Consider the following 24,751-nt stretch of genomic DNA (forward strand, 5'->3'; position numbering starts at 1 on the left):
CGATCTAGTGCATCCAGGCTGGAGCACCAGAAGCGTGGCGGCGCTTAAGAGGCGCTTTGCTGCACGCCTGCGGCATGTCCACTCGCGACGCCCGCTCCGGCGCCGAGCAGTCGCCCGATGTCCTTCGGTAGGAAGTGATCAATGAGGTATTGGGGGCCAAGTTGGCGCAGCGCCGCCCGCTGCGCGCGGCTCAATGCCGCCCATCTGCCAAACTTGGCCTCCAGCAGGGCCCCGCTAGCGAGAACCTGATCTGCGATGGTCGTTCGCCCCTCGAATTGTCGGCGGACCTGGGTCTTGGGGAGACGCCCATCTCTCGCTACCGACTTGAGGTAGGAGAGCCCCTCGCCAAGTTGCCCTTTGACCCTTGGCGAGGCGGCTGCCGCCCCATACTTCCCAAGGGCGCTGAGACCTCTACCAGTCACCGCCCCGCCCACAGCGCCATAGAGCGCACCGTCGCGCACCTCGGCCGCAGTCGCCAACTCTCCTCGCCCAGCGCTCTTAAGGGTCGGGGTAAGGGCGCCCGTAACTGCCGCGGCGGCAGTTGGTCCGCCCATCCGGCCGACGACGCCTCCCACCACACCTGACGCCAGCGACGCTCCATAGTCACTCGCAGTGCTGACGCGCCCAGCCGCGATATCCTGTATGACCTGATCAAGACCGCCGACGGCGGCGCCGCCAACGCCCGCTAATGTCGTGACCCCACGCTTGTCAAAGCCGATCCGCTTCACCGGTGCGGCATTTCGCACGATCCGAGCCCCCTTGGGCAGCGCTTCGATCAGCGCCGCCCCACCACGGCCAAGGCCGGCGCCAACGGCCAGTCCAGCGACAAGCCCGCCCGCCTGTCCCGCTGTGTGAGCGCTTGACCGGTGCTCAGCGTCGTATCGGTCGCGCTCTTGTTGGAGCGCAAGGCGCGTCTCGTATCGCTCACCCAGAGAACGGCCATCATTGAGCGACGGTACAGCGGTTCTGACACCGGTTTCCAGGAGCGCCTCCAAACCTGCCTCTATTTCGTTGGCCTTCCCAAAGCTCAGCGTATCACCTGCGCCTCGCACGAAAGCGTCGACCTGCATCAGGGGGGCGGCGATTGATGCCTTGCGGGAAGGAACTGGAGACGCTCGACCAGGCTTTGCAGCCTCTGGCTGAGACACAACGGCGCGAACCACTTGCGATTTTTGTGAGGGTGCTCCCTGCTTAGCGGCGCCCTGCGCCAACACTTGCAGCGCTTGGTTTCTTATTCCTGGCGGCGTCGCCGGATGTAGGGCTAGCGAGAGTTGTACGGCGTTCGCCGCCACGCGGCTGCCCACCCTCTGCGCTTGATCATAGACGGAATTGAGCCCCGTATCGGCTCCCTTCTGCAACTTGTCGATGCTCGCCCCGACGCCGTCGATCAACGTTCCGAGGGTTAACCGAGACGCCATCAAAGCCTCCTAGATCTGAGTGAAGGCAGGGAGCGATCACCCGCATAACGACGCCATAAGTAATCCACAGTTGCACTTTTGGCAAGAACAAAATAAGAACATCCGTGGTCGTATCCGCCAAGGCGCATCAGGAAGGACGGACTCACATGTGGCTTTTGGTTTTCGTTCCCGCCCTGCTCGGCATCCTGAGGTACCGCTACGCGGCCTACTGGCGATGGGTGGTCGCGATGTGGCTTTGGCAAGCGGCGGCCGCCTACCTCTTCGCCAGCTATGGCAGCCTGGCCCAGCCAGAACGTGATGGTCTGATCAGTCGGGCAATCCGCCAAGCGACGGACGATGGTCCCCTTTTCGCGCTGTACGGAATCGTCTTCCTGGTCGCGTTCTACGGTGGCGTCGCCTACTTCATCCGTCGTCTGTACGTCGAAGCCAAGTCGTTCAATCATGAGGGGATTGCGCACGCATCGAGACGGCGAAAGGCCACCGAGTTGACGGCCCTCACCTTAGTAACTGGGGCCCTCCTCTATTCGAACTTCGCCTCGCTGCGCGCCGCCAATGTCGACGCCCCCTCAGATGCGTCGGTCGAAGCCAGGATCGACGACGAGATCGCCATGGTGGCGTCGATGGTCCCGGCACGGTTGGATGACATTACGATCCTGACCGGCGCCCGGCGCGAACAGAAGACGCTGGTTCTCGACTACGAAGTGACCACGCCAGCGCTGACGCGCGACACGACCACCGCCTATCTCATCAATGAAAAACCGGCGGAGGCCTGCGCCAACACCAACATACGGAACATCGTGCAGAATGGCGGCGTCATTCGATATAGATACAAGCTGGCTGCGGGCGGGGATCCAGCAGCTTTTGAGTTAACGGCTGCGCATTGCGCGGCCCTGGACGCCGCCCCTCAGAAGAACTCGTCCATCAGCCGGTAGAAGGCGCAGGCGGCCTCGTCCACTTCGGCCAGCGGATAGCGCTCGCGCAGGATGGCGGCGGCGTCGATGTGCGGGTGGTTGAACTTCGCCGAGCGCAGGAAGAGGGCGAGGTCCTGGTAGCGGTCGGCCAGGCCGAAGCGGCCGAGGTCGACCATGCCGACCGGGCGGCCGGGGCTCCAGATGAAGTTCGGCAGGCTGGCGTCGCCGTGGGTGAGGACGAGCCGCTCGATCGCCGGGCGGGTGGCGATGGCGTGGTCCAGGGCCTGGCGGGCGGTCCAGCCGGCGCGCTCGTCGTCGAAGTCGTCCTCGTCCACCAGGCCCTCGGCGACGTGGCGCTCGGCGAGGGCGAACCTGGCCGCCAGGCTCATGTCGTAGGGGCAGCCGGCCGGGTCGAGGGCGTGCAGGCGGGCCAGCAGGTCGACGGTGGCGGCCAGGGCGTCGGCGGCGTCCCGGGGGCCGACGTGGGAGACCGCCTCGCCGCGCAGGCGCTCGCTGATCAGGCAGAAGCCGCCCTCGAAGGCGCCGCTCCAGAGGTTGGCGGCGACGCGGACGCGGCCGTCCAGCCAGCGCACGACCTCCGCCTCGCGGGCCAGGGTCGCGACATTGTCGGGATGCTCGCCGGGGGCGAACTTGACCACCCAGGCGCCGACCGTGGCGATGAGGTCGCCGGACTGACCGTGGCCGACCACGTCGACCGGGGCGCAGCCGGGCGGCAACCCCGCCTCCTCCAGCATGCAGCGGACGTAGTCGTCGATGGACGCGACCTCGTACATGGCCGCCTCCTTGCACGCCAAAGTCCAGGTTCAGTGGACCTAGGTGGTGACGAGCCGGGCCAATGTCACCCCCTCGCTGACCTGGTCGCCCACCGAAACCGACAGGGATTCCACCTCGCCGTCGAAGGGGGCGCCGAGGGCGTGCTCCATCTTCATGGCCTCGAGGGTGAGCAGGGCCTGGCCGCGGACGACCTTGTCGCCGACCGAGACCGCGACGGCGACCACCTTGCCCGGCATCGGCGCGCGGACGGCGCCGTCGCCGCCCCCGCCGTGGGCCGCGTCCTTGACCGGCGGGCGCGGGGTGAGGACGAAGGTCTCGCCGGCGTCGAAGACCACCACCTCGCCGTCCTGCGTCAGCAGCACGTCGCCCGGAAGGTCATCGCTGTAGAGCGGCGCATCGAAGCCCTGGTCGCCCAGATAGAGCCGCATGGAGGCCAGCGGCGGGGCGTTGATGCGAAAGCCGGTGAGGCTGGCCCACGGCTCGGCCGGCGCCGCGCCTTCCTCGTCCAGGGTCAGGGCCATGGCCGCCGCGGCCAGCGCGACCTCCGACGGCGCCGGCTGGGCGGCCAGCGCCTCCAGCCGCGCCTCGATGAAGCCGGTGTCGACGTCGCCGGCGATGAAGTCGGGGTGGTCGAGGCAGCGGGCCAGGAAGCCGGCGTTGGTCCTGACCGGCCAGACCTCGACCTCGCTCGCCGCCTGGGCCAGCAGGTCGGAGGCGCCCTCGCGGGTCGTCGCGTGGGCGATCAGCTTGGCGATCATCGGGTCGTAGAAGGGCGAGACCTCGCCGCCCTCCTCCACGCCGGTGTCGACGCGCACCAGGTCCTCGGGCAGCTTGAAGTGCTCCAGCGGCCCGATCGAGGGCAGGAAGCCGCCGGCCGGGTTCTCGGCGTAGAGCCGCGCCTCGATCGCGTGGCCGTTCAGGACGATGTCGTCCTGGGCCAGGGGCAGCGGCTCGCCGGCGGCGACGCGGATCTGCCATTCGACCAGGTCGACGCCGGTGACCGCCTCGGTGACCGGGTGCTCGACCTGCAGGCGGGTGTTCATCTCCATGAACCATATGCGGTCGGGCCTCAGGCCCTCGCTGGCGTCGGCGATGAACTCGACGGTGCCGGCGCCGACATAACCGACCGCCTGGGCGGCGCGGACGGCGGCCTGCGTGACCGCGGCGCGGGCGGCCTCGCTCATGCCCGGCGCGGGGGCTTCCTCGATGACCTTCTGGTGGCGGCGCTGCAGCGAGCAGTCGCGCTCATAGAGGTGGACGACCTGGCCCTGGCTGTCGCCGAACACCTGCACCTCGATGTGGCGCGGACGGGCGACATAGGTCTCCAGCAGCACCCGGTCGTCGCCGAACGCGGCGGCGGCCTCGCGCTGGCAGGAGGTCAGGGCGGCGGCGAAGTCCTGCGCATGCTCGACCTTGCGCATGCCCTTGCCGCCGCCGCCGGCGACGGCCTTGATCAGGACGGGATAGCCGATCTTGTCGGCCTCGGCCTGCAGCCGCGCAGGCGTCTGGTCGTCGCCCAGATAGCCGGGCGTCACCGGCACGCCGGCATTGGCCATCAGCGACTTGGCGGCGTCCTTCAGCCCCATGGCCCGGATCGCGGACGGCGGCGGGCCGATCCAGGTCAGGCCGGCGGCGACCACGGCCTCGGCGAACTCGGCGTTCTCGGAGAGGAAGCCATAGCCCGGATGGATCGCGTCGGCGCCCGTGGCCAGGGCCGCGTCGATGATCTTCTCTCCGACCAGGTAGCTCTCGCGCGCGGCGGCCCGGCCGATCAGCACGGCCTGGTCGGCCATGCGCACGTGCGGGGCGTCGGCGTCGGCTTCCGAGTAGACGGCGACGGTGGCGATGCCCATGGCCTGGGCGGTGCGAAAGACGCGGCAGGCGATCTCGCCGCGATTGGCGACCAGAATGCTGGTGATCATGGTCACATCCGGAAGACGCCGAACCGGGTTTCCGGAATCGGCGCGTTGAGGGCGGCGGAGATGGAGAGGCCGAGGACGTCGCGCGTCTGGACCGGGTCGATGACGCCGTCGTCCCAGAGCCGGGCGGTGGCGAAGTAGGGCGAGCCCTCGTGCTCGTAGCGCTCGCGGATCGGGGCCTTGAAGGCCTCCTCCTCGGCGCTCGTCCACTTGCCCGAGTCGCGGTGGACGGTGGCCAGCACGCTGGCGGCCTGCTCGCCGCCCATCACCGAAATGCGGCTGTTGGGCCAGGTCCAGAGGAAGCGCGGGGAATAGGCCCGGCCGCACATGCCGTAGTTGCCGGCCCCGAACGAGCCGCCGATCAGGACGGTGAACTTGGGGACCTCCGCCGAGGCGACGGCGGTGACCAGCTTGGCGCCGTCCTTGGCGATGCCGCCGGCCTCGTACTTCCCGCCGACCATGAAGCCGGAGATGTTCTGCAGGAAGACCAGTGGGATCTTGCGCTTGCAGGCCAGCTCGATGAAGTGCGCGCCCTTCAGCGCGCTCTCGGAGAACAGCACGCCGTTGTTGGCCAGGATCGCCACCGGCTGGCCCCAGATGCGGGCGAAGCCGCAGACCAGGGTCGCGCCGTAGAGCGCCTTGAACTCGTCGAAGTCCGAGCCGTCGACGATGCGGGCGATGACCTCGCGCACGTCGTAGGGCGCGCGCACGTCGGTCGGCACGATGCCGTAGAGCTCGGCCGGATCGTAGGCCGGCGGGCGCGGGTCGCGCAGGTCCTGGCCGGCCGGCTTGGTCGAGTTCAGGTTGGCGACGATCGAGCGGACGATGGTCAGGGCGTGCTCGTCGTCCTCGGCCACATAGTCGACGACGCCGGAGCGGCGGCCATGGGTGTCGGCGCCGCCCAGCTCCTCGGCGCTGATCACCTCGCCGGTGGCGGCCTTCACCAGCGGCGGGCCGCCGAGGAAGATGGTGCCCTGGCCGCGGACGATCACCGTCTCGTCGGACATGGCCGGGACATAGGCGCCGCCGGCGGTGCACGAGCCCATGACGCAGGCGATCTGGGGGATGCCCTCGCCGCTCATCCGCGCCTGATTGAAGAAGATGCGGCCGAAGTGGTCGCGGTCGGGGAAGACCTCCGCCTGGTGCGGCAGGTTCGCGCCGCCGCTGTCGACCAGGTAGACGCACGGCAGGCGGTTCTGCATGGCGATCTCCTGCGCCCGCAGATGCTTCTTCACCGTGGTCGGGAAATAGGCCCCGCCCTTCACCGTCGCGTCGTTGGCGACGATCATCACCTCGCGGCCCGACACGCGGCCGATGCCGGTGATGATCCCGGCGCCGGGGGCCTCGTCACGATAGACGCCGTGGGCGGCCAGGGCGGCGACCTCCAGGAACGGCGAGCCGGGATCGAGCAGCCGCTCGACCCGCTGGCGCGGCAGCAGCTTGCCGCGCGCGGCGTGGCGTTGGCGCGACTGTTCGGGACCGCCCAGCGCCGCCTGGGCGGTATGCTGCGCCAGTTCGGCGGCGAGCGCGCGGTTATGGGCGTCGTTGGCCTGGAAGGCCGCGCCGGCCTTGTCGATCGAGGTGACGAGTTTGGTCATGCGCCCAGCAGTTCCCGGCCGATGAGGAAGCGGCGGATCTCGTTGGTGCCCGCGCCGATGTCATAGAGCTTGGCGTCGCGGACCAGCCGCTCGACCGGGAATTCCTTGGTGTAGCCGGCGCCGCCCAGGGCTTGGACCGCCTCCAGGCTGACCTTCACCGCGTTCTCCGAGGCCAGCAGGATCGCGCCGGCCGCGTCGAAGCGGGTGGTGAGGCCCGCGTCGCAGGCCTTGGCCACCGCATAGACATAGGTGCGGGCCGAGTTCAGGGCGACGTACATGTCGGCGATCTTGCCCTGCATGAGCTGGAACGAGCCGATCGGCTTTCCGAACTGCCTGCGCTCGCGGACATAGGGCAGGACCACGTCGAGGCAGGCCTGCATGATGCCCAGCGGCCCGGCCGCGAGCACGGCGCGCTCATAGTCGAGGCCGCTCATCAGCACGCCGGCGCCGCCGTTGAGCGGGCCCAGCACGTTCTCCTCGGGGACCTCGCAGTCCTCGAACACCAGCTCGGCGGTGTCGGAGCCGCGCATGCCCATCTTGTCCAGCTTGGGCGAGACGCTGAACCCCTTCATGCCCTTCTCGATCAGGAAGGCGGTGACGCCGCGGCTGCCCTCGTCGGGCGAGGTCTTGGCGTAGACCACCAGGGTGTCGGCGTGCGGGGCGTTGGTGATCCAGAACTTGGTCCCGTTGAGCACGTAGCGGTCGCCGCGACGCTCGGCGTGGGTGCGCATGGAGATGACGTCGGAGCCGGAGCCGACCTCGCTCATGGCCAGCGAGCCGACATGCTCGCCGCTGATCAGCTTGGGCAGGTACTGGCGCTTCTGTTCGGGCGTGCCCCAGCGGCGGATCTGGTTGACGCAGAGGTTGGAGTGGGCGCCGTAGGAGAGGCCGACCGAAGCCGAGGCGCGGCTGACCTCCTCCATCGCCACCACATGTTCGAGATAGCCGAGGCCGAGGCCGCCGAACTCCTCCTCGACCGTGATCCCGTGCAGGCCCAGCTCGCCCATCTGGGGCCACAGCTCGCGCGGGAAGGTGTTGGCGGCGTCGACCTGGGCGGCGATCGGCGCGATCTTGTCGGCGGCGAACCGCGTCGTCGTCTCGCGGATGGCGTCGGCGGTCTCGCCGAGACCGAAATGGAAGCTGGGACCGGTCATTCGGGGCTGCCTTCTGCGGGGCGGTCTGGAACTAGCCTCGCAAAACTAGCGGCCGAAGAACAATCCACAAAATTGAATGATCATGATGCACATGATAGATGCCATCTATCATGGACCGTTACCTGCTGCGCTACTTCCTGGCCGTCGTGGAGACCGGGAACTTCAGCCGCGCGGCGGCGCGCGAGAACGTCGCCCAGCCCACCCTGTCGGCCGGCGTCGCCAAGCTGGAGGCCCAGCTCCAGGCGCGGCTGTTCGACCGCACCAACCGCCGGGTCCACCTGACCGAGGCCGGCAGCCGGCTGCTGGTCCATGCCCGGCGCATCGAGCATGAGTTCAACCTCGCCCAGGCCGCGGTGTCAGGCGTCGCCCCCGCCAAGCTGCTGCGCGTGGCGGTGCTGTCGACCATTCCGGCGGCGCTGATCGAGGAGATCCTCACCCGCCGCCCGGCCGGCGCCGAACGCATCGAACTGCTGGAGGGAACCGAGCGCGAGGTGGTCAGCCTGCTGGACCGCGGCCGGGCGGAAGTCGCCCTGACCGCCATCAATCCGTCCACGGATCGTTTCGAGAGCGAGCGCCTGCACGAGGAGGGCTATGGCCTGGCCCTGCCCGCCGCCCACCGCCTGGCCGGGGCCGAGGTTCTGGACGGCGAGGCCCTGGCCGACGAGGTGATGATGGTGCGCCGGCATTGCGAGGTGTTGGCCCAGACCAGCCGCTACTTCACCGACCGCGGCGTGCGGCCGTTCTTCAGCTATCGCGGGACCAGCGACGAGAAGGTGCTGAGCCTGGTGCGGGCCGGCCTGGGGATCACGGTCATGCCCGACAGCTATCGCGACCCCGGCGTGGCGCGCGTGCGGCTGGACGGCTTTTCGCCGCGCCGGATCATCGGGCTCTGCTACGCGGGCGAGGCCGCGCGCCCCAGCGCCTTCGTCCAGGCCGCGCGCGAGGTGTTCGCCGAGGCGGGCTGACCAGCTTCGGCGCCGGCCGCGCCGGGGATCAGGGAAACGCCCGATGTCGGGGCGGGCCGTTGGGTGTTTGGCTCGCCGCACGCCAAGGAGCCGCCCATGACCGACCGCTCGCCGCGCAAGGCCCGCCCGATGCTGCCCAGCGACCTGGGCACGATGCGGACCGTGATGGCCGCGGACCGGACGCTGATGGCCTGGGTCCGCACCTCGCTGTCGATGCTCAGCTTCAGCTTCACCATCTACAAGTTCCTGGAGACCGCCGCAAAGCAGGACGTCATCGCCCGCTCCGACAGCCCCCAGCAGGTCGGGCTGTTCCTGGCCGGCATGGGCACGCTCGCCATGGTGCTGGGCGTCGCCAGCTACTGGATGACCCTGAAGGACCTCCAGCGCACCGAGTCGTTCCGGCTGGGGCGCCCGTCGCTGATCATCGCGGCGATCATGATGCTGGCCGGCGTGGCCCTGTTCGCCGGCATCGCCGGCCGCGTGGTCTGAGCTAGTCCTTGCGGAACTTCAGCGGCCCGTCGGCGGTGGCGATCACCAGGGCGCCGTCAGGGGTGAAGCTGTAGGCCGAGGCGGTTTCCAGCGCCCTCAGGTACTTGCCCTCCTGCTCCATCAGCGACGGGGCGCAGGCCATCATGGTCGAGCCCATCTTGCCCAGCGTCAGTTGGTCGCCCTTCCGGGTCCAGGTTCCGAAGTAGCGGTTGCAGCCGCCCGCGCCGGCGGCGGCGCCGTCCTTGGCCAGGGTCAGGGTGACGTGCGAGCGGTCGATGATCCCGCCGCCCAGCAGGTCCTCCAGCCGCCATTCGGGGCCGACCAGCGGGCCGCCGCCCCCGGAGGAGGGCGGCGGCGCGGTCGCGCAGGCGGACATGACCACGCCCGCGAGACTCAAGCCGGCCAGGGCAGGAGGAAGACGCATCAGTTCCACCGTGTGCAGAGGACGTCGGCCAGGTAGATGCGGCCGGAAACCGTCTGGGCGGCGCCGTTCTTGGACCGGACGTAGCCCATGGATTTGCAGAAATTGTCGGATTCGCGGGTGATGCAGGCGGCGCTGCCGCCCTCGCGGTCACAGGCGTTGATGCGGCGCCCGCGGGCTTCCGGGGCCGGGAAGAACTCGGCCGCCATGCCCTTCAGCGAACGGCCGCCGTCGCCTCCGGGGACCGGCTGCGGCAGGGGCGTGGCCCCGCCCGGGGCGGCCCGGATCGAGCGCACGCCGCTGACCCCGAGCTGGGCCTGGAGATTGGCGCTGGAGCCGGTGAGCACGGTGCAGCGTCCGCGGAAGTTGGGCAGTTCGCAGACCTCCCAGGAACTGCCGCCGCCCATGCGGATGCTGCGCGGCGACCAGGTGGCCGCGATCACCGGCGTGTCGCGCACCACCGTCACGCTGCGGCCCTGATAGTTGGTTCCCGAGAAAAGCTGGGCGTTGGGCGCCATGCGGTCCTGCGCCATGGCCGGCGCCGACAGGGCCAGCAGCGCGGCCGAGGCCAGGATGATCCGAGACAGCATGCAGTCCTCCCGATGAGCCCGTCGCGGCTAATAATGATCAAGCACAGCCGTAGTTCCCGGGACGCGGCGGGCCGTCCGCGCTCGCCTAGCGGACCTTCAGCGCGGCGAGGTCGGCGGTCATGTAGCGGGCGTCCTCGCCATAGCCGGCGACCTTGGCGCGCAGCGGCTCGGGCAGGTCGGCCTGCGCCGCATAGCCGAGCTTTTCCCAGAACCGCCAGGCGCCCTGGACGGCGACGAGGTCGCCGCGGGACAGGCCGAAGTCCAGGGCCGCGCCAGCCGCCGCGCCGACCAGGGCGCGGCCGAGGCCCAGGCCCCGCGCGGCCGGGCCGATCGCCAGGTCATGGACGAACCAGTTGTCGGTAGGCGGCGGCGGGGCGAGCCTCGTGCCGATCGGCGGCGGGCTGGCCGCCGGCCAGGGGTGGCTGAGGATGTAGGCGAGCAGTCCCTCGCCCTGGAACGCGCCCCAGCACAGCGTCGGCGCCACGACGAGGCGGCTGGCCAGGATCTCTTCCGGCTCATGGAAGAGCGGCGCGAAGGCGACGAGCTGCAGGGCGGCGACGGCCGGCATGTCGGCCGCCGCCAGGCGGCGAAGGGTGGGTGTCGAGGTCATGGGCGACCCATACACCGCCTCTATGGCGGCGACATCGATTGTCCTCCCGTTCTCATGGGCGTTATGGAACGCGCTGGGCAGCGCGGAAGGCGGTCGAGATGAGCGTGGAAATCCATCAGCGGCACAAGGTCCATGGCGGGACGCTGAGCTACGCCTCGCACGCCAGCGCGGCGACCGGCACGCCGATGCGCTTCTCGATCTTCGTCCCGGGCGAGGCCACAGGGCCGGTCCCCTATCTGATCTGGCTGTCGGGCCTGACCTGCACCGAGGACAACTTCACCACCAAGGCCGGGGCCTACGCCTATGCGGCCAGGGCCGGCGTGGCCATCGTCGCCCCCGACACCAGCCCGCGCGGCGAAGGCGTGGCCGACGATCCCGCCTATGACCTGGGCCAGGGCGCCGGCTTCTATGTCGACGCCACGCAGGCCCCCTGGGCGCCGCACTTCCGCATGGAGACCTATGTCGCCCTTGATCTGATCGCCGCGGTCGAGGCGGCCTTCCCGCTGGACGGCGCCCGGCGCGGGATCTTCGGCCACTCGATGGGCGGGCACGGGGCCCTGACCCTGGCCCTGCGCCATCCGCAACTGTTCAAGACGGTGTCGGCCTTCGCGCCGATCGCCTCGCCGACCCGCTGCCCGTGGGGGCGCAAGGCGCTGGGCGCCTATCTCGGCCCCGACGAGACGGCCTGGGCCGAACACGACGCGGCGCTGCTGATCGCCGCCGGCAAGGCGCGCGGCCGCGAGATCCTGGTCGACCAGGGCGGCGGCGACAGTTTCCTGGTCGAACAACTGAAGCCGGAACTGCTGGAGGCCGCGGCGGCGAGCGGCGGCGCGGCCCTCACCCTGCGCCTGCAGGACGGCTACGACCACTCGTACTTCTTCATCGCCAGCTTCGTCGGCGACCATATCGACTGGCACGCCGCCCGGTTGTAGTCGCGGAAGGTACACCACCCGCACACTTGTGAGCCGGCGCGCCTTGTGGTGTCGTTAACCATGAGTCGTGGGACGGTTTCGTCGGAGCGTTGGTTGATCACCGGCGCCACGGGCCTGATCGGCGGCGCCGCCCATGCGGTCGCGGCCGGCGACGGGCCGATGCTCATGCGCCTGTCGCGGAGCGGCGCGCAGTCCAGCATGGCCCACGATCTCTCCGACACCGCTTCGCTGCCGCCGCTGCTGGACGCCCTGGCCCCGGACCGGATCATCCATCTGGCCGCGATCTCCAAGCCCGACCGCGTCGAGCGCGAGCAGGACAGCGCCCGGCGCGTGAACGTCGCGGCGACGGCGACCATCGCCGAATGGTGCCGCACCCGCGGCAGGACGCTGCTGTTCACCTCGACCGACCAGGTGTTCGACGGAACCAAGGGCGCGCCCTATCTCGAGGACGACGCGCCCGCGCCGACCACCGCCTACGGGCGGATGAAGCTGCAGGCGGAGGCCGCCGTGCTCGCGGCCGGCGGCGGCGTGGCGCGGTTGGGCTGGGTGCTGAACGACCAGCCCGGCGGACGGCCGGACTTCTTCCACATCGCGCTGGAGCGGCTGGCCAGGGGCGAGCACGTGACGGCGGTCGACGACGAGCGCCGGACCACCATCACCGCCAGCGCGGCGGCGCGCGCCCTGCTGTCCCTGGCCGGCGACGGCTTCGCCGGCCTGATCCACCTGGCCGGCGAGCGCGACACGACCCCGTTCCAATTGATCGCCAACGCGGCGCGGGCCCGGGGCCTCGACACCGCAAGGCTCCAACCGATCTCGCGCCGGACGCTGTCGCCGCCGGGACGACCCGGCGACGTGCGGCTGCGCTCAGCGCTTGACCAGGTCCGCCGCCCGGCGATGGCGATCGCCTAGAGCGCGCTCTTGTAGAGGGCCAGCAGTTCGGCCCAGGCCCTTTCGGCGGCGGGCTCGTTGTAGACCTGGCTGCCCTTGACGGTCCAGCCGTGAGCGGCCCCGTCATAGACCTCGACATGGCTCTTCAGCTTGGCGGCGTCGAGCGCGGCCTTGAGCTTGTCCTTGGCGGCCGGATCCTGCTTGTCGTCGTTGTCGGCGACCAGGACCAGGTACTGGGCGTGGGTCTGGGGCAGCAGCAGGTGCGGGCTGGTCGGGGCGTCGGTGACGAGCCCGCCGCCGTGGAAGCTGGCGACGGCGCCGACCCGGTTCGGAACCGCCCCGGCGGTGCGGAAGGCGAGCGGCCCGCCCATGCAGTAGCCCTGGGTTCCGACCTTCTTCTGCCTGTCCGTCTGCGGCTGCGCGTCGAGGAAGGCCAGATAGGCCGCCGCATCGCGATCGGTCCCTTCGGGCGTCACGCTGGCGCGGAGCGGCGTCAGCTTGGCGCGGTCCTCGGCGTTGGCGAAGTTGAAGCCGCCCTCGACCACCGGGGCCTTCTTGACCCGATAATAGAGGTTGGGGACCAGCACCACATAGCCGGAGGCGGCCAGGCGCCTGCCCATCTCGCGGAACACCGGGCGCAGGCTGACGACGTCGGGCCAGATCAGCACCGCAGGCCATGCGCCCTTGCCTTCCGGATAGTAGAGCGCCGCGTCGGCGAGCCCGTCCGGGGTCTTGATCTCGACGTCCTTCTCGACGACCGGGACCGCGGCGTGCGCGCTGGCGGCGGACAGGCCGGCCGCCGCGACGGTCATCAGGCCGAAGGTTCGGCGCGAAACGGTGGGGTCCTCGATCAGGCCCTGGTGGATATCGTCGTCGCACATTGGCGTTGCCTCCCTCTGCCGGTCCATGGAGCGCAGCATTTGTTGCGCGGATATGTCGGAGAGGGAAGCCGGCTCACGCCGCCAGGCCCAGGCGCTCCAGTTCGGCGAAGTCGGGGGCGGGCAGGGTCGGACGCGCCGCATGCTCGATGACCGGCTGGAGGCGGGACTGCGCCTGCCGGGCCTGAAGGACAACCTGGAGACCCGGCTGATCCTGCTGCGACGGCGGCTGGACGAGAAGGCCGCGCCGATCCGGCTGGCGCGGCCGGGGCGGGGCCAGATCCGCCTGGAGGTGACCGGGACGCCGCGGCTGGAGGTGGTCGCGAACGCGGGCGAGGCGAGCTAGCGATCCTCGCGCCAAATCCCGCGGGCGACGACGCCGAGCTGGCTGACGATCAGGTGTTCGCGCTCGACCCACGGGAAGCCCGGCTTGGCGATCAGCAGCGAGACCAGGCCGTGCATCGCCGTCCAGGCGCTCTGGGTCAGGGTCTCGACATCGAGGTCGATGGTCAGGCCGCGGGCGTGCAGCTTGGCGATCTCGCCGCGCATGACCCCGTAGGTCGACTGGACCGCGGGGGTCAGGCCGACGTCCTTGGCGTCGGACAACCAGTTCCTGACCTGCTGCCCCTCGGACATGAAGGCGATGCGGTACATGTCCGGATTGTCGAGGCCGAAGTCGACATAGACGCGCAGCATCTGCGCGAAGCACGCCGGCGTGTCGACGGGACCGCGATCGCCGTAGGCCAGCCTTTGGGCCAGCAGGGCGAAGGCCCTGCCCTGGAGCTCCCGGCCGATTTCGTCCTTGGTCGGAAAATAAGCGTAGAGGGTCGGCTGCGAGATGCCGACCGCCTGGGCGATCTGCCGGGTCGAGACGGCGTAGACCCCGAACTCGGTGAACAGCCTGAGCGCCGCCGCGAGGATCTCCTCGCGCCGCTCGGCCCCCTGCCCCTTCGCCTTGCGCGGCGATCGCAACCTCGGCGCATTCATTCCTGCATGCCTGTCATAAGCCGCTCCCGCTTGACAATCCCACATTATCGATCACTGATCACCTATCACTGATTGATTATTGGAGACACCGGTGCGTATCAGGCGTTTTTTGAGACCACGCCTCGTGCGCGCCGGAGTGGCGGCGGCCGCCAGCCTGGCCGCCGCCACCGCCTGTTCGAAGGCCGAGAAGCCGGCCGACGCCGTGGCGCCCGCCTCGGTCGAGGCGGTGGCGGTCCGCGGCCCCTCGGACGGGTCGGTCCTCACCGCGACCGGGCCGCTGGAGCGCCGGCGCGAGATGACGCTGTCGTTCCGCATCGGCGGGGTGATCACGGCGCTGAACGTCGATGACGGCGACGTGGTGCGGGCCGGCCAGGTGCTGGCCAGCCTCGATCCTGCCGGCGTGGCGGCGGCCCAGACCCAGGCCGACGTCGAGGTCGAGCGGGCGCAGCGGGACCTCGCCCGCGACCAGGCGCTGTTCGACAAGGGCTTCGTCTCGTCCCAGCGTCTCGACGACCGCAAGAGCGCGCTGCGCGCCGCCCAGGCCAGGGCCGGATCGGCGGCGTTCGACCGGCGCTGGGCCAGGCTGGTCTCGCCCGCCGACGGCGTCGTCCTGCAACGCACGGCCCAGTCGGGCGAGGTCGTGCAACCGGGTCAGGCGGTGCTGCGCATCGCCGACGAAACCAGCCCGCTCACCCTGCGCGCGCCCCTGGCCGACCGCGACGTGAATCGCGTCCGCGTCGGCCAGAGCGCCAGCGTGCGCATCGACGGTCTCCCCGCCGTCGTGCCCGGTCGTGTCAGCCGGGTGGGCGAGCGGGCCGGACCGCAGACCGGCGCCGTGGACGTGGAGATCGAACTGCTGGGCGCCCACCCGCTGCGCTCGGGCCAGATGGCGACGGCGGAGATCTCCGTCGGCGCGGCGCCGACGACGCCGATGGCGCGCGTGCCCGCCGAGGCGATCCTGGAGGCCGACGGCAAGCAGGCCTTCGTACTGGTGATCGACAAGGACGTGGCCCGGCGCCGCGCGGTGGCCTTCGGCGGCTTCGACGGCGACGACGCCCTGGTTTCGGGCCTGCCGACAGGAACAAGGGTGATCACCGCCGGGGCCGGCTTCGTCGGCGACGGCGAGAAGGTGCAGGTGGTCGATCCCAGCCAACTGAACCTCGCCGCGGCGGGACGCTGAGGCCATGCGGTTCGACGTCGCCGCCTTCGCGGTCCGCAACTGGCAGTTCACGCTGGTGGCCTTCGCGCTGCTGGCCATGCTGGGGCTCAACGCCCTGCTGACCACGCCCAGGTCCGAGGACCCGCATTTCCCGATTCCGGTCGTGGTGGTCCGCGCCGTGCTGCCCGGCGCCGAGCCGGCCGAGATGGAGCAACTGGTCGCCGACCCGATCGAGGACGTGCTCGACGGGCTGGACGACGTCAGCAAGATCAGCTCGACCAGCCTGGACGGCGCGGCCGTGGTCAGCGTCGAGTTCGACTGGAGCGTCAATCCCGAGCGCAAGTACGACGAGGTCGTGCGCGAGGTGAACGCCCTGCGCCCCAACCTGCCCGCCGGCCTGACCCGGCTGGAAGTGCGCCGCGTAAGGACCACCGAGGTGGCGATCGCCCAGGTGGCGCTCGTCAGCGAGCACCTGCCCATGCGGCGGCTGGAGAAGCTGGCCGACAATCTGCGCGAGCGGCTGGACCGCACCCCGGGCGTGCGCGAGGCCCGCTACTGGGGGGCGCCGCCCTCCGAGGTGCGGGTGGCGGTGGACCTTCCCAAGCTGGCGGCGCTGCAGTTGCCGCCGACCGCGGTGGCCGACGCCCTGCGCGCGGCCGGGGCCGAGACGCCGGTCGGCGCGGCCCATGCCGGCGACCGCCGCTTCAACGTCAAGGCGGGCGGAGCCTTCCGCGACCTGGCGACCGTGGCCGACACGCCGGTGCGGGCGCAGGACGGCCAGGTGGTGCGGGTCAAGGACGTGGCGCAGGTCTCCTGGGCCCAGCAGGAAGCCGACCACCTGACGCGGTTCAACGGCCAGCGCGCGGTGTTCGTCACCGTCGCCCAGAAGGACGGCGCCGACGTCGCGCGGGTGACCAGGGGCGTCGACCAGGCGCTCGACGCGTTCCAGAAGACCCTGCCGGCCGGCGTGAAGCTGGAGCGCGGCTTCGTCCAGGCCAAGAACGTCGAGCACCGGCTCTCGCGGCTGTTCCGCGACTTCGGCCTGGCCCTGGGCCTGGTGATGGTGACGCTGCTGCCGCTGGGCCTGCGCGCCGGCGGGGTGGTGATGCTGTCGATCCCGCTGTCGCTGCTGATCGGGCTGTCGGTGCTGCAGGCGCTGGGCTTCACGGTCAACCAGCTCGCCATCGCCGGCTTCGTGCTGTCGCTGGGACTGCTGGTCGACGACAGCATCGTCGTCACCGAGAACATCGCCCGCCACCTGCGCGAGGGCGAGACCCGGCTCAACGCGGCGATCAACGGCACGCGGCAGATCACCCTGGCGGTGATCGGCTGCACGGCGACGCTGATGTTCGCCTTCCTGCCGCTGCTGGCCCTGCCCGGCGGCTCGGGCGCCTATATCCGCTCGCTGCCGGTGACGGTGCTGGCCACGGTCGGCGCCTCGCTGCTGGTGGCGCTGACCATCATCCCGTTCCTGGCCAGCCGCATGCTCTCGCGCCACGAGGAGCCGGAGGGCAACGCGATCCTGCAGGCCGTCAACGGCGCGATCCATCGCTTCTATACGCCGGTGCTGCACCGGGCGCTGGCGCGGCCCTGGGTCGCCATCGCGATCATCGGGGCGATCTGCGCCACCGCCGTGCCGATGCTGGGCGCCATCGGGTCGAGCCTGTTCCCGCCCGCCGAGACCCCGCAGTTCCTGGTGCGGGTGGAGGCCGCCGACGGCGCGGCCCTGGCCAAGACCGACCAGGCGCTGCGCTATGTCGAGAAGCGCCTGAAGGCGACGCCGCAGGTCGAATGGACCGCCGCCAACCTCGGCCGCGGCAATCCGCAGATCTTCTACAACCAGCAGCAGCGCGAGACCCAGACCAGCTATGGCGAGGTGTTCGCCAGCCTGAAGGCCTGGGAGCCCGGCAGGAGCGAGCAGGTGCTGGACGCCCTGCGCGCCGACTTCGCCCGCTATCCGGGGGCGAAGATCAGCATCGTCACCTTCGAGAACGGCCCGCCGATCGAGGCGCCGGTGGCGGTGCGGATCACCGGCGAGAACCTGGAGGTGCTGAAGGCCCTGGCCGCCCGCGCCGAGCAGATCATGAAGGCGACGCCCGGGACCCGCGACGTGGAGAATCCGCTGCGTCTGGACCGCACCGACATCGACCTGGGGATCAACGAGGCCAAGGCCGCGGCCCTGGGCATGCCGGCCGGCGCGGCGCGGCGGACCGCGCGGCTGGCGCTGTCGGGCGAGGACGCCGCCCGCTACCGCGATCCGGACGGCGACGACTATCCGGTGCGGGTGCGGCTGCCGATGGGCGAGCGCAACGAGCTTTCGGCCCTGTCGCAGGTCTATGTGCCGACCGCCGGCGGCCAGTCGGCGCCGCTGGCGGCGGTGGCCGAGCCGAAGTTCCGCTCCAGCCCGGCGCGCATCACCCGCTTCGACCGCGAGCGGACGGTGACCGTGACCTCGCAGGTGCGGACCGGAGCCCTGACCTCGAAGGTCACCGCCGAGGTGCAGCAACGGCTGGCCAAGGAGCTGCCGATGCCGGCCGGCTACCAGCTCTCGTTCGGCGGCCAGGCCGAGGCGCAGTCGGAGAGCTTCGCGGGCCTCGGCGCGGCGATCCTGGTGGCGGTGTTCGGCATCCTGGCCATCCTGGTGCTGGAGTTCGGCAAGTTCCGCACGGCGCTGGTGGTGGCTGGGGTGATCCCGCTCGGCCTGTTCGGGGCGGTCGCCGCCCTGTGGCTGACCGGCCATTCGCTGTCCTTCACCGCCACCATCGGGCTGATCGCGCTCATCGGCATCGAGATCAAGAATTCGATCCTGCTGGTCGACTTCACCGAGCAACTGCGCAAGGGCGGGATGGGCCTGCGCGAGGCGATCGAGAGGGCCGGCGAGGTGCGCTTCCTGCCGGTGCTGCTGACCTCGGTCACCGCGATCGGCGGCCTGACGCCGCTGGCCCTGGAGGGCTCGGGGCTCTATTCGCCGCTGGCCATCGCCATCATCGGCGGACTGGTCACCTCGACCTTCCTCAGCCGGGTGGCGACGCCGGTGACCTATCTGCTGCTCTCGCGCAGCGAAGAGAAGCCGAGCTCCGACCTGCAGGAGCTGGAGGCGCAAGCGGCCTGAAGCGCGCGGCCGGCGGATGACAAAGCCGCCCATTCCGGCCAGTCTCGCGCCATGACCCTGGCCCCCCTGCCCGCCCAGCCCGCCGACGTCCAATGGCCCACGGAGGCCTGGCCGACCGGCGAGTTGCCCCCCTCGCTGAAGCGCGAGCGGTTCGAGGCGCTGCTGGCGCAGGCCTTCGAGGGCGACGAGGTCGGCGAGACCCACGCCCTGGCCATCGTCCAGGGCGGCAAGCTGATCTTCGAGCGCTATGGCGAGGGCCATGGCCCGGACGCGACCTATCCGTCCTGGTCCAAGGCCAAGAGCATCACCCAGGCCCTGGTCGGCATGCTGGTGCTGGACGGCAAGCTGGACATCCACGCGCCGGCCAAGGTTCCGGAGTGGGCGGCGCCGGGCGACCCGCGCGCGGCGATCACGCTGGACCAGTTGCTGCGCATGTCGAGCGGGCTGAAGTTCATCGAGGACTATGCGCCCGGCAGCGTCTCGGACGTGATCGAGATGCTGTTCCAGTCGGGCAAGGGCGACGTCGCCCACTACGCCGCCAGCCAGCCGCTGGAGCACGCGCCCGGCGCCTTCTGGTCCTATGCCAGCGGTACGAGCAACATCGTCGCGCGGATCGCCGGGGCCGCGGCCGGCGGCGACCTGAAGGCCTTCATGACCGAGCGGCTGTTCGAACCGCTGGGGATGAAGACGCCCAAGCCGAAGTTCGATGCGGCCGGGACCTTCATCGGCTCGTCGTTCTGCTACGCCAGCGCGCGGGACTTCGCGCGGTTCGGCCTGCTCTATCTGCGCGACGGGGTGTGGGACGGCCGCCGGCTGCTGCCCGAGGGCTGGGTCGACTACGCCCGCACGCCGACCTACCAGCAGGAGGGCGCCGTCGAGGGGCGCTATGGCGCGCACTGGTGGCTGGACATCGCCGGCCCGGGCTCGTTCTCGGCCAACGGCTATGACGGCCAGTACACGGTGCTGGTTCCCGACCTCGACCTGATCCTGGTGCGCCATGGGGCGACGCCGCTCGAGAAGAAGGACGCGCTGAAGGCCTGGGTCGGAGAGGCGGTGGACTGCTTTCGGTGACGGGAGCCGCCAGTTCTTCGCGACGGGACCCATTCGCGCCGCCTGGCGACGTTTGCAGGAGCCTGACGGAATCCGGTGTTCATGGGTCCCGGTCTTCGGCTGCGCCGAAGCCGGGATGACAAGTTCAGATGTGGCGGCCGGCTCGGGCCAGTCGCCTCAGCCGGGATCGCCCTTCAGCACCACGTCGCGGTACTTCAGCGCCACGGCGGCCGGCATGCCCGACCAGCCCTGCAGCAGCGAGCCGCGGCCCCAGGGCGGGGCGAAGTATTCGACCGCGCCCATCCAGCCCTGCTCCAGGCAGGTCTCCCACCAGCGCAGCATCGGATAGCGCCAGCCGGGCAGGCCGCGGCGCAGGCGCTCCTCGGCGTACAGGCCCGACAGCCAGGGCCAGTCCGAACCGTTGTGGTAGCGATAGGCGAAGGCCGACTTCGAGCGGGTGTCGGCCTTGTGCCGGAACGGCGGGAAGCAGCACATCGTCCCCCAGTCGCCGAAGCCCTGGGCCTGGTTGTGGCGGCTCTCCAGCCTGGCGCGCACGGCTTCCAGCACCTTGAGCGCGCGGTCCGGCGGGACCGCGTCGTGGCGCAGCAGGGTCAGGCTGTCGAGCGTCAGATGGTCCTCCAGCACCGGCTCGACCTCGGCCAGGCCCGGCGGGGCGTGATAGTCGGCGTACCAGCCGTCCTCGCGCCACAAGGCCGCATCGATGGCCTCGCGGCTGGAGGCGGCCAGGATCCGCGCCTCGCCCGAGAGCTGCGGGTCGATCTTGCGCCCCAGCCGGGCGACGACGTCGAGCGCGCCCACCCAGAGCCCCAGGTCGTAGGCCACGTAGCCGCCGCGATAGACGTTGTCGGCCCAGTCGCGGTCGTGCCGCGGCTTCACGGGCAGGCCATGCTCGCTGAACCCGCGATAGCGTTCGACGATCGCCTTGATCAGCGGCCAGTGACGTTCGGCCGGCTCGTCGTCTCCGCTCGTCCGCTCGTAGTCGCCGATGGCCAGGATGAAGAACAGCGGCGAGTCGAAGTGATCGCTCCACCAGTCGTTCGAGCGCGTGTGGATCCAGTCCAGGCCGAACACCGTGGTGCGCAGCTCCTCCCAGGACTTGGCCTGTTCGGGACCGGAGACGATGACGCCGCTGGGCGCCTCGCCGTCCGGCTGCACGCCCGAGGCCAGCATCTCGATCTCTTCGTGGACCATGGCCGGGGCGGCCTGCAGCAGCAGTTGCAGCGTCCAGTAGCCGTCGCGGTAGTAGGTGCGCGCGGGGGTCGAATAGTGCAGCCCGGCGGCCAGGCCGTCGAAACGGCCCCGCTCGTCGCGACGGACGCTGGAGAGCCCGGCGTGCGCGCCCTGGATCACCATGCTGCGCAGCATCGGGTCGGCCTCGGGCAGGCGGTCGCAATGGGCGGCGTAGGCCCGCGCTTCGGCGACGATCGTCTCCACGGAGAAGTGCAGCGCCCACTCGGCCTCGGCGAGGTCGGCGCCGGCCGCGATCACCAGGTCTGCGCCGCGCTGCTCGATCAGCACGCTGGCCCAGGGCAGGTCGATGCGGCGGCGGGTCTTTTCCCGGCGGACCACGGTCTTGGGATGCTGCGTCCGGTCCCAGGAGGCGCAGCGCCGGGCCGGGGTGAAGCCGCGATAGGCCGCGCCGAGCACGACCATCACCGGCGCCTCCTGGGCCGCATGGATTCCGCCGCCGGGCGCGGTCAGCATGTTGGGGCCGTAGACATAGGGGCCGGCCAGCGGCGTGAAGCGGATACGCCCCAGGTCCCCCTCGCCCCACAGGGCCAGGTCGCCGAACCCCTCCGCCGACAGCTCGCCCTGCAGACGCGGCGCCATCACCGGCAGCAGCACCGGCGCGGCGCTCTCGACCAGGCCGTCGGCCCGAGGGGTCAGGACAGGCATCGTCGGCTCCCGCTGATGGCCATGGCTTAGGCCGATAGGGAAAACGCGGAAAGGCGAACTTAGCTCGCACGCACCGCGGTGATCAGGCCGCGAAGGTTCGCCCCCGAGAAGATCTCGATCCAGTAGCCGTCCGGGTCCCTGATGAAGGCCAGGCCCTTCATGGCGCCGTCGTTCGGGCGCTTGACGAACGTGACGCCGAGGTCCTCGAAGCGGGCGCAGGCGGCCTCGACGTCGGGAACCGAGATCCCGATGTGGCCAAAGCCCCGCGGGTCGGAATTGCCGTCGTGATAGGCGAAGTCCGCATCCTCCTCGGTCCCCCAGTTGTGGGTGAACTCCAGCAGGGCGGGCTGTTCGAACACCCACTTCACGCGCTCGGCCGGATCGGTCGGGATCGCGCCGCCGGGATAGCCCATGAAGTAGAGCGAGAACTTCGCCGCCTCGAAGTCGTAGCGGTCCAGCAAGGTCATGCCGAGCACGTCGCGGTAGAAGGGCACGGTCCTGGCCGGATCCTTGATCCGCAGCATGGTCTGGTTCAGCACGAAGCCGTCGGTGTCGCTCATCTTCAGGTGTCCTTCAGGCCGTGGGCCCTGGCCGCCACGGCCAGTTCCTCGCGCATGACGCTCCTTAGCCGCTGGGGCGCGATGATTTCCACCTTGTCGCCCCAGGTGAACAGGTGCCAGGCCAGTTCGCGCATGCCCCCGGCGGTAAAGCGGACCAGCACCGAGCCGTCCGGCTGCGGCTCGATCGACTGGGTCGGGTGGAAGCGCCAGCCCATCGCCTCCTCCGCGCCGTGCGGGAAGACCCGCAGGACCACGTCCTCGATCTCGTCCTGGTAGATGCCGAAGCTGCGGTTCATGAACGCCTGCAGCGAGAAGCCCTCGGGCCGGCTGCCGGCCGTCTCCGACACCTCGATGTCGCGGATGCGGTCTAGGCGCCAGGTGCGCGGCTCGGGGGAATCGCCCTCGCCCCCGACCAGGTAGTTGGAGCGCCCGAACAGCAGGCCGAAGGGGGTGATCTCGCGCACCCGCCCGGGCGAGGAGCCGCCCTCGTAGCGCAGGCGCAGGCGGCGCAGCGACTTGATCGCCTCGCGCACGGCGCCCAGCACCTCCTCGTCCTCGAAGGGCCGTGGACCGGCGTGGATGGCCATGGTCTCGGCCTCCAGCAGCGCCTCGAGGTCGGGGGCCAGCTTGCGGCGGGCGCCGGCGCGGATCGCCGAGAGCACCTTCTGCTCCAGCGACAGCAGGGCGCCGGCCCGGTTGCGCGATCCCGCCGCCCTGAACTGCTCGGCCGCGGCGCGCAGGGCGGCGAACTCGTCGGCGCTGGGCGCCTGGAAGATGCCGTCCAGGCCTGCCGGAATGCGGAAACGGCGGGTCGGCGGGTCGTCGACCTCCTCAAGCTGCGGAAAGGCCTCGCGGACCGCGTCGCGCATGCGCTCGGCCGTGCGGCGGCCGACGCCGAGGCGCTCGGCCATCTCGTCCAGGGTCAGCCCCTCGGCGGACGAGGCCAGCATCCGGGCCAGATCCAGCAGGCGCGCGGCCTTCTCGTGACGCATGAGAACTTATCCGGAACAAACATACGTCCGATTTTGACGCATCGGCACCTTATCAAGAACCTGCCGATAGGAAAGGAGCTTCCCGATGCCCGCCGCCGCCCGAGTGACCCCGTTTCGCCGTTCCTACGCCGACCCGCTGTTCCTGTTCGAGGCCCGCCGCCCGCTGGTCCCGGCCAGCGCCGAGATGATCGACCAGGTGATCACCCACGCCGACGTGGCGGTGCGCCAGTCGGGCGGTCGCCTGAAGCTGCGCGTCACGCCGCAGATGATCGAGCAGCTTCAGGCCGAGGGCAAGCTGGGCGAAGGCGCCCATCGGCTGGCCGACCTGACGGTGATCTGGGACGAGGCCGAGGGCCAGGTCCACACCGTCCGCGACGACGCGCGCCTGCGCGAGGCGGCCGATCGCTGGGCCGACTGGGACGCCCTGTTCGACGAGGAGAGCTTTCGCCCGGTGAGCGCGGCGGCCTAGCCCCAGCGCCTGCCCATCGCCTTCACCGTCTCCTCGAACTCGGCGACGGTCTCGGCGATGACCTGGGCCACCGGCTTGACCGCGTCGATGCGGCCGGCGACCTGGCCGGTGAGCGGGATCGATTTTTCAAGGTCGCCGCCGAAGTACATCTCCTTGGCGTGGGCGAACTCGCCCATCACCCCGTCGCCGCCCTCGCGCTCGTAGGTTCCGGTCTTCTGCGTGCGCAGGGCGCGCAGGGCCGGCCCCGGGCCGAAGCGGTTGAGGAAGACGGTGTCGGTCTCCCTGGCGCCGACGATGGCGTCCTTCCAGTTCCGGTGCACCGGGCTCTCGGCCGCCGACACCATGCGCGTGCCCATCTGCACCGCCTCGGCGCCCAGCGCGAAGGCCGCGGCCATCGAGCGGCCGTCGGTGATCCCGCCGGCGGCGATCACCGGCACGTCCACCTTCGAGCAGACCAGCGGCAGGAGGACCATGGTGGAGACGTCGCGCGCGTTCTTGAAGCCGCCACCCTCGCCGCCCTCGACCACCAGGCCGTCGACGCCCGCCTCGATCGCCTTCAGCCCCGCGGCCAGCGAGGGCACCACATGGAAGACGGTCAGGCCCGCCGCCTTCAGCGCCGAGCAGTACCTGTTGGGGTCGCCGGCCGAGGTGGTGACGAACTTCACGCCCTGGTCGACCACGAAGGAGACGATGTCCGGATCGCGGACGAAGGCCTGGGCGATGTTCACCCCGAACGGCTTGTCGGTCAGTTGGCGCATCTTCCTGACCTCCTCGCGCACGGCGTCGAGTTCGCCCGACGAGGTTTCGATGACGCCGAGGCCGCCGGCGTTGGAGACCGCCGAGGCCAGTTGCGAGCGGGCGATCCAGCCCATGGGCGCCTGGACGATGGGATACTGGATCCCAAGCATCTCGGTGATGCGGGTCTTGATCACGGCGG

24 protein-coding genes are annotated in these 24,751 nt (G+C 70.5%); 10 read left to right on the plus strand and 14 right to left on the minus strand.

The annotated features are described in order from the left end of the window. Positions 1–44: 44 nt before the first annotated feature. The gene (locus RTL41_RS01195) at positions 45–1,391 is read right to left on the minus strand and encodes a hypothetical protein (protein ID WP_312160499.1); all 1,347 of its coding nucleotides are present in this window, start codon (positions 1,389–1,391) and stop codon (positions 45–47) included. Between the two features lie 173 nt (positions 1,392–1,564). Between RTL41_RS01195 and RTL41_RS01200 the strand changes: the two genes are divergently transcribed. After that, the gene (locus RTL41_RS01200) at positions 1,565–2,350 is read left to right on the plus strand and encodes a hypothetical protein (RefSeq protein ID WP_312160501.1); all 786 of its coding nucleotides are present in this window, start codon (positions 1,565–1,567) and stop codon (positions 2,348–2,350) included. Here RTL41_RS01200 and RTL41_RS01205 read toward each other — a convergent pair. The 4 genes from RTL41_RS01205 to RTL41_RS01220 are packed head-to-tail and all read right to left on the minus strand — an operon-like array spanning position 2,323 to position 7,795. Beyond that, positions 2,323–3,123: an aminoglycoside 3'-phosphotransferase gene (locus RTL41_RS01205; protein ID WP_312160503.1), complete on the minus strand. Its 801-nt coding sequence runs from the start codon at positions 3,121–3,123 to the stop codon at positions 2,323–2,325. The two genes, RTL41_RS01200 and RTL41_RS01205, sit on opposite strands and share 28 nt — an antisense overlap. Positions 3,124–3,162: 39 nt before the next feature. After that, positions 3,163–5,046 (minus strand): biotin carboxylase N-terminal domain-containing protein, encoded by a 1,884-nt coding sequence (locus RTL41_RS01210; protein WP_312160505.1) that lies wholly within the window; start codon positions 5,044–5,046, stop codon positions 3,163–3,165. A 2-nt stretch (positions 5,047–5,048) separates the two neighbouring features. Continuing rightward, positions 5,049–6,641, minus strand: a complete 1,593-nt coding sequence (locus RTL41_RS01215) for a carboxyl transferase domain-containing protein (RefSeq protein WP_312160507.1) — start codon at positions 6,639–6,641, stop codon at positions 5,049–5,051. Next, positions 6,638–7,795, minus strand: coding sequence for an isovaleryl-CoA dehydrogenase (locus tag RTL41_RS01220; RefSeq protein WP_312160509.1), 1,158 nt, complete (start codon positions 7,793–7,795; stop codon positions 6,638–6,640). The genes RTL41_RS01215 and RTL41_RS01220 overlap by 4 nt, the downstream gene beginning before the upstream one ends. Positions 7,796–7,905: 110 nt before the next feature. Here RTL41_RS01220 and RTL41_RS01225 point away from each other — a divergent pair, with 110 nt between their 5' ends. Continuing rightward, positions 7,906–8,760: a LysR family transcriptional regulator gene (locus RTL41_RS01225; protein ID WP_312160511.1), complete on the plus strand. Its 855-nt coding sequence runs from the start codon at positions 7,906–7,908 to the stop codon at positions 8,758–8,760. A 96-nt stretch (positions 8,761–8,856) separates the two neighbouring features. Then, positions 8,857–9,249 carry a DUF202 domain-containing protein gene (locus tag RTL41_RS01230; protein WP_312160513.1) on the plus strand — a complete coding sequence of 131 codons (393 nt, stop codon included), beginning with the start codon at positions 8,857–8,859 and terminating at the stop codon, positions 9,247–9,249. A 1-nt stretch (position 9,250) separates the two neighbouring features. On the opposite strand, the gene RTL41_RS01235 is transcribed toward RTL41_RS01230, so the two are convergent. The 3 genes from RTL41_RS01235 to RTL41_RS01245 form a co-directional block, all read right to left on the minus strand. Further along, positions 9,251–9,673, minus strand: coding sequence for an META domain-containing protein (locus tag RTL41_RS01235; protein WP_312160515.1), 423 nt, complete (start codon positions 9,671–9,673; stop codon positions 9,251–9,253). Continuing rightward, a complete protein-coding gene (locus RTL41_RS01240; protein WP_312160517.1) occupies positions 9,673–10,260 on the minus strand; it encodes a beta/gamma crystallin-related protein in 588 nt (195 codons plus the stop codon). Before RTL41_RS01240 ends, RTL41_RS01235 begins: the two co-directional genes overlap by 1 nt. A gap of 85 nt (positions 10,261–10,345) precedes the next feature. Next, positions 10,346–10,870, minus strand: a complete 525-nt coding sequence (locus tag RTL41_RS01245; protein ID WP_312160518.1) for a GNAT family N-acetyltransferase — start codon at positions 10,868–10,870, stop codon at positions 10,346–10,348. Positions 10,871–10,968: 98 nt separating this feature from the next. Between RTL41_RS01245 and fghA the strand changes: the two genes are divergently transcribed. Continuing rightward, positions 10,969–11,802 carry an S-formylglutathione hydrolase gene (gene fghA / locus RTL41_RS01250; RefSeq protein WP_312160520.1) on the plus strand — a complete coding sequence of 278 codons (834 nt, stop codon included), beginning with the start codon at positions 10,969–10,971 and terminating at the stop codon, positions 11,800–11,802. A gap of 93 nt (positions 11,803–11,895) precedes the next feature. Then, positions 11,896–12,711: a sugar nucleotide-binding protein gene (locus tag RTL41_RS01255; RefSeq protein ID WP_312160522.1), complete on the plus strand. Its 816-nt coding sequence runs from the start codon at positions 11,896–11,898 to the stop codon at positions 12,709–12,711. Here the strand turns inward: RTL41_RS01255 and RTL41_RS01260 are convergent. Next, complete coding sequence (locus tag RTL41_RS01260) at positions 12,708–13,571, minus strand: dienelactone hydrolase family protein (RefSeq protein ID WP_312160524.1); 864 nt, start codon at positions 13,569–13,571, stop codon at positions 12,708–12,710. The two genes, RTL41_RS01255 and RTL41_RS01260, sit on opposite strands and share 4 nt — an antisense overlap. Before the next feature lie 139 nt (positions 13,572–13,710). On the opposite strand from RTL41_RS01260, the gene RTL41_RS01265 reads away from it, so the two are divergent. Next, positions 13,711–13,914, plus strand: coding sequence for a hypothetical protein (locus tag RTL41_RS01265; protein ID WP_312160526.1), 204 nt, complete (start codon positions 13,711–13,713; stop codon positions 13,912–13,914). On the opposite strand, the gene RTL41_RS01270 is transcribed toward RTL41_RS01265, so the two are convergent. Then, positions 13,911–14,540, minus strand: a complete 630-nt coding sequence (locus RTL41_RS01270; protein ID WP_312160528.1) for a TetR/AcrR family transcriptional regulator — start codon at positions 14,538–14,540, stop codon at positions 13,911–13,913. The genes RTL41_RS01265 and RTL41_RS01270 overlap by 4 nt on opposite strands. Before the next feature lie 139 nt (positions 14,541–14,679). Here RTL41_RS01270 and RTL41_RS01275 point away from each other — a divergent pair, with 139 nt between their 5' ends. The 3 genes from RTL41_RS01275 to RTL41_RS01285 are packed head-to-tail and all read left to right on the plus strand — an operon-like array spanning position 14,680 to position 19,897. Beyond that, entirely contained in the window at positions 14,680–15,735 is a 1,056-nt protein-coding gene (locus RTL41_RS01275; RefSeq protein WP_312160530.1) for an efflux RND transporter periplasmic adaptor subunit, read from the plus strand. 4 nt (positions 15,736–15,739) lie between these two features. Next, positions 15,740–18,826 (plus strand): efflux RND transporter permease subunit, encoded by a 3,087-nt coding sequence (locus tag RTL41_RS01280; RefSeq protein WP_312160531.1) that lies wholly within the window; start codon positions 15,740–15,742, stop codon positions 18,824–18,826. A gap of 51 nt (positions 18,827–18,877) precedes the next feature. Further along, positions 18,878–19,897 carry a serine hydrolase gene (locus tag RTL41_RS01285; RefSeq protein WP_312160532.1) on the plus strand — a complete coding sequence of 340 codons (1,020 nt, stop codon included), beginning with the start codon at positions 18,878–18,880 and terminating at the stop codon, positions 19,895–19,897. Between the two features lie 156 nt (positions 19,898–20,053). On the opposite strand, the gene RTL41_RS01290 is transcribed toward RTL41_RS01285, so the two are convergent. Genes RTL41_RS01290 through RTL41_RS01300 form a run of 3 tightly spaced genes read right to left on the minus strand, consistent with a single transcriptional unit; the run spans position 20,054 to position 23,345 of the window. Next, positions 20,054–21,793, minus strand: coding sequence for a hypothetical protein (locus tag RTL41_RS01290; protein WP_312160534.1), 1,740 nt, complete (start codon positions 21,791–21,793; stop codon positions 20,054–20,056). Positions 21,794–21,852: 59 nt separating this feature from the next. Further along, entirely contained in the window at positions 21,853–22,353 is a 501-nt protein-coding gene (gloA, locus tag RTL41_RS01295; RefSeq protein WP_312160537.1) for a lactoylglutathione lyase, read from the minus strand. A gap of 2 nt (positions 22,354–22,355) precedes the next feature. Beyond that, the gene (locus RTL41_RS01300) at positions 22,356–23,345 is read right to left on the minus strand and encodes a YafY family protein (RefSeq protein WP_312160539.1); all 990 of its coding nucleotides are present in this window, start codon (positions 23,343–23,345) and stop codon (positions 22,356–22,358) included. An 85-nt stretch (positions 23,346–23,430) separates the two neighbouring features. On the opposite strand from RTL41_RS01300, the gene RTL41_RS01305 reads away from it, so the two are divergent. Beyond that, a complete protein-coding gene (locus RTL41_RS01305) occupies positions 23,431–23,814 on the plus strand; it encodes a hypothetical protein (protein WP_312160541.1) in 384 nt (127 codons plus the stop codon). Here RTL41_RS01305 and RTL41_RS01310 read toward each other — a convergent pair. Next, positions 23,811–24,746: a nitronate monooxygenase gene (locus RTL41_RS01310; RefSeq protein ID WP_312160543.1), complete on the minus strand. Its 936-nt coding sequence runs from the start codon at positions 24,744–24,746 to the stop codon at positions 23,811–23,813. The two genes, RTL41_RS01305 and RTL41_RS01310, sit on opposite strands and share 4 nt — an antisense overlap. Between the last annotated feature and the right edge of the window lie 5 nt (positions 24,747–24,751).

The sequence above is a fragment of the Phenylobacterium sp. genome (assembly GCF_031984885.1).
Taxonomy (GTDB): Bacteria; Pseudomonadota; Alphaproteobacteria; order Caulobacterales; family Caulobacteraceae; genus Phenylobacterium.